Origin of the sequence: Streptomyces sp. URMC 127 (assembly GCF_051386535.1) — a bacterium.
GTDB lineage: Bacteria > Actinomycetota > Actinomycetes > Streptomycetales > Streptomycetaceae > Streptomyces.
This window is the reverse complement of sequence record NZ_JBPQTW010000071.1, coordinates 22,717-29,284: the sequence shown is the minus strand read 5'-3', so window position 1 is coordinate 29,284 and position 6,568 is coordinate 22,717. Positions and strand designations below refer to the sequence as shown.

The following is a 6,568-nucleotide window of genomic DNA, read 5'->3' as shown; positions in this document are numbered from 1 at the left end:
CGGCGCCGCCCTCGGCAAGATCGGCGGGCGCAGCGCCGCGCTGCCGGCCGTCGGCGCGCTCCTCGGCCTGCTCGGCGTCTACCTGGGCCAGATCTTCGGCATCGCCCTGGAGCTGAGCGACATCGCCAACATCCCGGTCAGCCAGGTCTTCACCGAGCACTTCGACACGCTGAACAAGGCGTGGAAGGAGTACCTGGAGCCGATCGACGCGGTCTTCTTCATACTCGGCGGCGCGGGCGCCTTCCAGACCGCCCGCAAGCTCGGCGGCTGACGGCCCCCGCCCCGCCCGGCACACGCCGAAGGGCCCGGACCACAGCCGTGGTCCGGGCCCTTCGGTCAGCTGCCGGAGGTCAGCGCTTGTCGTGCTGCGACGGCGCGACCGTCACCTCGACCCGCTGGAACTCCTTGAGGTCGCTGTAGCCCGTGGTGGCCATGGCACGGCGCAGCGCGCCGAACATGTTCATCGAGCCGTCCGGGGTGTGCGAGGGGCCGAGCAGGATCTCCTCGGTGGTGCCGACCACGCCCAGGTTCATGCGCTTGCCGCGCGGCACGTCCTCGTGGACGGCCTCCATGCCCCAGTGGTGGCCGCGGCCCGGCGCGTCGGTGGCGCGGGCGAGCGGGGAGCCCATCATCACGGCGTCCGCACCGCAGGCGATGGCCTTGGGCAGGTCGCCGGACCAGCCCACGCCGCCGTCGGCGATGACGTGCACGTAGCGGCCGCCGGACTCGTCCATGTAGTCGCGGCGGGCGGCGGCGACGTCGGCCACGGCGGTCGCCATCGGGACCTGGATGCCCAGGACGTTGCGCGTGGTGTGCGCGGCGCCGCCGCCGAAGCCGACGAGGACGCCGGCCGCGCCGGTGCGCATCAGGTGCAGGGCGGCGGTGTACGTGGCGCAGCCGCCGACGATGACCGGCACGTCGAGCTCGTAGATGAACTGCTTGAGGTTCAGCGGCTCGGCGGCGCCGGAGACGTGCTCGGCGGAGACGGTGGTGCCGCGGATCACGAAGATGTCCACGCCGGCGTCGACGACGGCCTTGGAGAACTGCGCGGTGCGCTGCGGCGAGAGCGCGGCGGCGGTCACGACACCGGAGTCGCGGACCTCCTTGATGCGCTGCCCGATCAGCTCCTCCTTGATCGGGGCGGCGTAGATCTCCTGCAGCCGCTTGGTCGCGGTGCGCTCGTCCAGCTCGGCGATCTCGGCGAGCAGCGGCTCCGGGTCCTCGTAGCGGGTCCACAGGCCCTCGAGGTTGAGGACGCCCAGACCGCCCAGCTCGCCGATCCGGATGGCGGTCTCGGGCGAGACGACCGAGTCCATCGGGGCGGCCAGGAACGGCAGCTCGAAGCGGTAGGCGTCGATCTGCCAGGCGATCGAGACCTCCTTCGGGTCGCGGGTACGGCGACTCGGGACGACGGCGATGTCGTCGAATGCGTACGCCCGGCGGCCGCGCTTGCCGCGCCCGATCTCGATCTCAGTCACGTGTGTGGCCTTTCCTTCTACGTCCTGCCGCATCCAGTATCCCCGACGCGGCGGAGCCCGCGGCCTGAGCGGTCGCGGGCTCCATAAAGCTATTGAAACGCGTACTACTACTGGCGGCAGTAGTACGGACTACCGGCGCGAGTAGTTCGGCGCCTCCACCGTCATCTGGATGTCGTGCGGGTGGCTCTCCTTCAGGCCCGCCGACGTGATGCGGACGAAGGTGCCCTTGTCCTTGAGCTCCTGGATGTTGGCGGAGCCGACGTAGCCCATGGAGGCGCGCAGGCCGCCGATGAGCTGGTGGGCCACCGAGCCCAGCGGGCCGCGGTAGGGCACCTGGCCCTCGATGCCCTCGGGCACGAGCTTGTCCTCGGACAGGACGTTGTCCTGGAAGTAGCGGTCCTTGGAGAAGGAGCGGGCCTGGCCGCGCGACTGCATGGCGCCCAGCGAGCCCATGCCCCGGTAGGACTTGAACTGCTTGCCGTTGATGAAGACCATCTCGCCCGGCGACTCCTCGCAGCCCGCGAGCAGCGAGCCGAGCATCACCGTGTCGGCACCGGCGGCGATCGCCTTGGCGATGTCGCCCGAGTACTGCAGGCCGCCGTCGCCGATGAGCGGCACGCCCGCGGCGTGGCACGCCTGCGCGGCCTCGTAGATCGCGGTGACCTGCGGGACGCCGATGCCGGCGACGACGCGGGTGGTGCAGATCGAGCCCGGGCCGACGCCGACCTTGACGCCGTCGCAGCCGGCGTCGATGAGCGCCTGGGCGCCGTCGCGGGTGGCGACGTTGCCGCCGACGACGTCGACGCTGATGTTGGACTTGACCTTGGCGATCATGTCGAGGATGCCGCGGCTGTGGCCGTGGGCGCTGTCGACGACCAGGAAGTCGGCACCGGCCTCGACGAGCGCCTGGGCACGCTCGTAGGCCTCGTCGCCGACGCCCACGGCGGCACCGACGATCAGGCGGCCCTCGGCGTCCTTGGCGGCGTTCGGGTACTGCTCGGCCTTGACGAAGTCCTTGACCGTGATGAGGCCCTTGAGCACGCCGGAGTCGTCGACCAGCGGCAGCTTCTCGATCTTGTGGCGGCGGAGCAGCTCGACGGCGTCCTCGCCGGAGATCCCGACCTTGCCGGTGACCAGCGGCATCGGCGTCATGACCTCGCGCACCTGGCGGCTGCGGTCCAGCTCGAAGGCCATGTCGCGGTTGGTGACGATGCCGAGCAGCTTGCCCGCGGCGTCCGTGACCGGCACGCCGCTGATGCGGAAGCGCGCGCACAGGGCGTCCGCGTCGGCCAGGGTGGCGTCCGGGCGGACGGTGATGGGGTCGGTGACCATGCCCGACTCGGAGCGCTTGACCAGGTCGACCTGGTTGGCCTGGTCCTCGATGGAGAGATTGCGGTGCAGGACGCCCACGCCGCCCTGGCGGGCCATGGCGATGGCCATGCGCGCCTCGGTGACCTTGTCCATCGCCGCCGACAGCAGCGGGATGTTCACCCGGACGTTGCGCGAAACCCGGGAGGAGGTGTCGACCGCGTTCGGCAGGACCTCCGAAGCGCCCGGCAGCAGCAGGACGTCGTCATAAGTCAGACCGAGCATCGCGAATTTCCCGGGCATTCCGTCGACGTTGTCAGTCATGACACCTTCCCAAATGGTCTTGCCCCAGCGCGGACTCCCATGCTAACGGCCGTCTCACGTGTCCCATTCCACGACGGCTGAGGATCGCGTCACTTGGAGATTCGTACGAAGACTGCTGCCGGAGGGTCCTACTGCTCGGCGAGCGCGCGCAGCCTGCTGAGCGCCCGGTGCTGCGCGACCCGCACCGCACCCGGCGACATGCCCAGCATCTGGCCCGTCTCCTCGGCGGTCATGCCGATGGCGACGCGCAGCAGCACCAGCTCGCGCTGGTTCTCCGGGAGGCTGGCGAGGAGCTTCTTGGCCCACTCGGCATCGCTGCTGAGCAGGGCCCGCTCCTCCGGCCCGAGCGAATCGTCCGGCTGCTCGGGCATCTCGTCGGAGGGCACGGCCGTGCTGCCGGGATGGCGCATGGCGGCCCGCTGGAGATCGGCGACCTTGTGCGCGGCAATCGCCACGACGAAGGCCTCGAAGGGGCGCCCCGTGTCGCGGTAGCGGGGCAGGGCGCACAGGACGGCGAGGCAGACCTCCTGCGCGAGGTCGTCCACGAAGTGACGGGCATCACCCGGCAGGCGCGACAGCCGGGTGCGGCAGTAGCGCAGCGCGAGCGGGTGCACGAGGGCGAGCAGATCGTGAGTGGCCCGCCGGTCACCCTCGACAGCGCGGGCGACGAGGGCGCCGATCTCTCCCGGGGCGGCCGCCGCCGGGGCCCCCTTGGTGTCGTCTTCGCGCATCGGTCCATGGTGCCTCGGCGTGGCAGCTTCCCCGGCACCACCCTCGTGGTTGCCCGTAGAACCGTTACGCGTCGGTGTCCTCGCACTCACGTCTAGCGCCTCCCCTTTCGGGTATGCCCGCCCCAGCACTCACGACTCCACCGATAGCTTGTGCCCGCGCCGCACGGCACGGGGCAAGGCTTTTCCGTCATGAGGTCTCTTGGGGCCGAGTGCGAAGCCTCGGCTCCTGCCGGGGAGGAGTCACACTCCAAGGATGCGGCATCCGTCGGAGTTTCGGCGTCGGGCGCCGAGCGGTGGGGCCGCGGTGCTGATCGCCCACCGGGGTGGCGCGCACCGCGACCTCACGACGCTGCGCGCCACGCCGCGCCCTAGCGGACCAGGCCCCAGCGGAAGCCGAGCGCCACGGCGTGCGCCCGGTCAGAGGCGCCCAACTTCTTGAACAGGCGCCTGGCGTGGGTCTTGACGGTGTCCTCCGAGAGGAAGAGCTCCCGCCCGATCTCCGCGTTCGAGCGGCCGTGGCTCATCCCCTCGAGCACCTGGATCTCGCGCGCGGTGAGCGTGGGCGCGGCGCCCATCTCGGCCGAGCGCAGCCGGCGCGGGGCGAGCCGCCAGGTCGGGTCGGCGAGGGCCTGCGTCACGGTGGCCCGCAGCTCGGCGCGCGAGGCGTCCTTGTGCAGGTAGCCGCGCGCTCCGGCGGCGACCGCGAGCGCGACACCGTCGAGGTCCTCGGCGACGGTGAGCATGATGATGCGGGCCCCGGGGTCCGCGGACAGCAGCCGGCGCACGGTCTCGACACCGCCGAGTCCGGGCATGCGTACGTCCATCAGAATCAGGTCCGAACGATCGGCTCCCCAGCGGCGGAGGACTTCCTCGCCGTTGGCTGCCGTCGTCACACGCTCGACACCGGGCACGGTCGCCACCGCACGGCGGAGCGCCTCACGGGCAAGCGGGGAATCGTCGCAGACGAGGACGGATGTCATGACCGTCCTCCGCAGCTGATGCGCGTCACCTTGAGCCTCCAGGCTGGTACTGATCGTCACCTGTGCGATCGACGGCTCTGGCGCCGGGTCGGACACCAGCCCGACTGCTTCATCCGTCAACCGCCTCCGCCCTCTCAACGACGGTCACCCGAAAGAGTTACGGGGTCGGTCGAGCACGTTCGGCACTCTACGTGAGGGCGCGGACACGGAGCAGGGCGCATTGGGGGCGCCCGCCGCGCCACCCCCGCCGCACCCCCGCCCCACCCGTGTCACAACTGCGCTATGCCCCATTTGCCCATGAGGAGCAGTTTTTCTTCCCATTTGCTGGCGTCTATGACTAGATTCGCAATCAGTCATATTTACATCCGCCCGGCAGACCGTTCGCTTCGAGGGGATAGCAATGGCAGATTTCTCCCGGCTTCCCGGTCCCAACGCCGACCTGTGGGACTGGCAGCTCCTGGCAGCCTGCCGCGGGGTCGACAGCTCGCTGTTCTTCCACCCGGAGGGCGAGCGCGGCGCCGCCCGCAGCGCCCGCGAGACCTCGGCGAAAGAGGTGTGCATGCGCTGCCCGGTGCGCGCGGAATGCGCGGCGCACGCGCTGGCCGTACGGGAGCCCTACGGCGTGTGGGGCGGCCTCACCGAGGACGAGCGCGAGGAGCTGATGGGCCGCGCGCGACACCGAGCCATCGCCGCGGCCGGCTCGTAAGCGCGCCCGCGGCCGCGCCCCGCGGACGTAGCGCCCGGCGGCCCCCGGCGCCCGGCCGCCGCGCGAGCACGCCCGCCGCCCGCCGGCCCGGCCGGCCTGCGTTCCCGCTGCCGCGGTCGTGGCTCAGCGGCCGGCCGTGCCCGCCAGTCTGTCCAGCATCGCGTCCACCGCCGGCACCCGCGCCAGGTCCGGCAGGGTCAGGGCGACGATCTCCCGGTGCACGGCGGGCTCCACGGGAACCGTCCGCGCGCCCTTGGGGCGTACGGACTCCAGCGCCAGCTCCGGCATGACCGCGACGCCCAGCCCCGCCCCCACCAGGCCGAACACCGCCGGGTAGTCGTCCGTCGCGAAGTCGATCCGCGGGGTGAAGCCCGCGCTCTCGCAGACCTCCACCAGATGCCGCCGGCAGCGCGGGCAGCCCGCGATCCAGGGCTCCTCGGCCAGGTCGGTGATGCCGATCCGGTCCGCTCCCGCCAGCCGGTGGCCCTCCGGGACGACGCCGATGAGGCGGTCGGTCAGCAGCGGGCGGACCACGAGGTCCTCCCACTCCGCGCCCGCGGCCGGGTCCGAGCCGCGCACGTCGGGATAGCGGAAGGCCAGCGCGATCTCGCACTCGCCGTCGCGCAGCATCTCCACCGAGCGCGGCGGCTCGGCCTCGACCAGGGAGATCTCGGTGCCCGGGTGCGCCGCCCGCATCTGCGCGAGCGCGCCCGGCACGAGCGTCGAGCTGCCGCTGGGGAAGGACACCAGCCGCACCCGGCCCGCGCGCAGCCCGGCGATGGCCGCGATCTCCTCCTCGGCCGCGGTCAGCCCGGCCAGGATGCCGGAGGCGTGCCGGACGAGGGCCGTACCGGCCTGGGTGAGGCGCATCTCGCGGCCCGTGCGCACCAGCAGCGGCGTGCCCGTCGACTGCTCCAGGGCCTTCATCTGCTGGCTGACGGCGGGCTGGGTGCAGCCCAGCTCCCGGGCCGCGGCCGAGAACGAACCGGTCTGGGCCACCGCGCGCAGCACCCTCAGATGACGAGCCTCGATCATAGGGCG

At 71.8% G+C, this 6,568-nt stretch carries 6 protein-coding genes and 1 pseudogene; 2 read left to right on the top strand and 5 right to left on the bottom strand.

Annotated features, from left to right (window positions below):
- Nucleotides 1-271 (top strand): annotated as a pseudogene (locus tag ACSNOH_RS17070) (hypothetical protein); the annotation flags it as partial.
- A 79-nt stretch (nt 272-350) separates the two neighbouring features.
- On the opposite strand, the gene ACSNOH_RS17065 reads toward ACSNOH_RS17070, so the two are convergent.
- The 4 genes from ACSNOH_RS17065 to ACSNOH_RS17050 form a co-directional block, all read right to left on the bottom strand.
- Nucleotides 351-1,478: a GuaB3 family IMP dehydrogenase-related protein gene (locus ACSNOH_RS17065; protein WP_391835795.1), complete on the bottom strand. Its 1,128-nt coding sequence runs from the start codon at nt 1,476-1,478 to the stop codon at nt 351-353.
- Between the two features lie 129 nt (nt 1,479-1,607).
- Nucleotides 1,608-3,110, bottom strand: a complete 1,503-nt coding sequence (gene guaB / locus ACSNOH_RS17060) for an IMP dehydrogenase (protein WP_436722199.1) — start codon at nt 3,108-3,110, stop codon at nt 1,608-1,610.
- Nucleotides 3,111-3,238: 128 nt separating this feature from the next.
- A complete protein-coding gene (locus ACSNOH_RS17055; protein WP_436722198.1) occupies nt 3,239-3,841 on the bottom strand; it encodes a sigma-70 family RNA polymerase sigma factor in 603 nt (200 codons plus the stop codon).
- Nucleotides 3,842-4,209: 368 nt separating this feature from the next.
- Entirely contained in the window at nt 4,210-4,821 is a 612-nt protein-coding gene (locus ACSNOH_RS17050; RefSeq protein WP_003948568.1) for a response regulator transcription factor, read from the bottom strand.
- Nucleotides 4,822-5,221: 400 nt separating this feature from the next.
- Here ACSNOH_RS17050 and ACSNOH_RS17045 point away from each other — a divergent pair, with 400 nt between their 5' ends.
- Entirely contained in the window at nt 5,222-5,527 is a 306-nt protein-coding gene (locus tag ACSNOH_RS17045) for a WhiB family transcriptional regulator (protein ID WP_030368345.1), read from the top strand.
- A gap of 123 nt (nt 5,528-5,650) precedes the next feature.
- On the opposite strand, the gene ACSNOH_RS17040 is transcribed toward ACSNOH_RS17045, so the two are convergent.
- On the bottom strand, nt 5,651-6,562 hold the full coding sequence (locus ACSNOH_RS17040; protein WP_436722197.1) for a LysR family transcriptional regulator: 912 nt from the start codon (nt 6,560-6,562) through the stop codon (nt 5,651-5,653).
- Between the last annotated feature and the right edge of the window lie 6 nt (nt 6,563-6,568).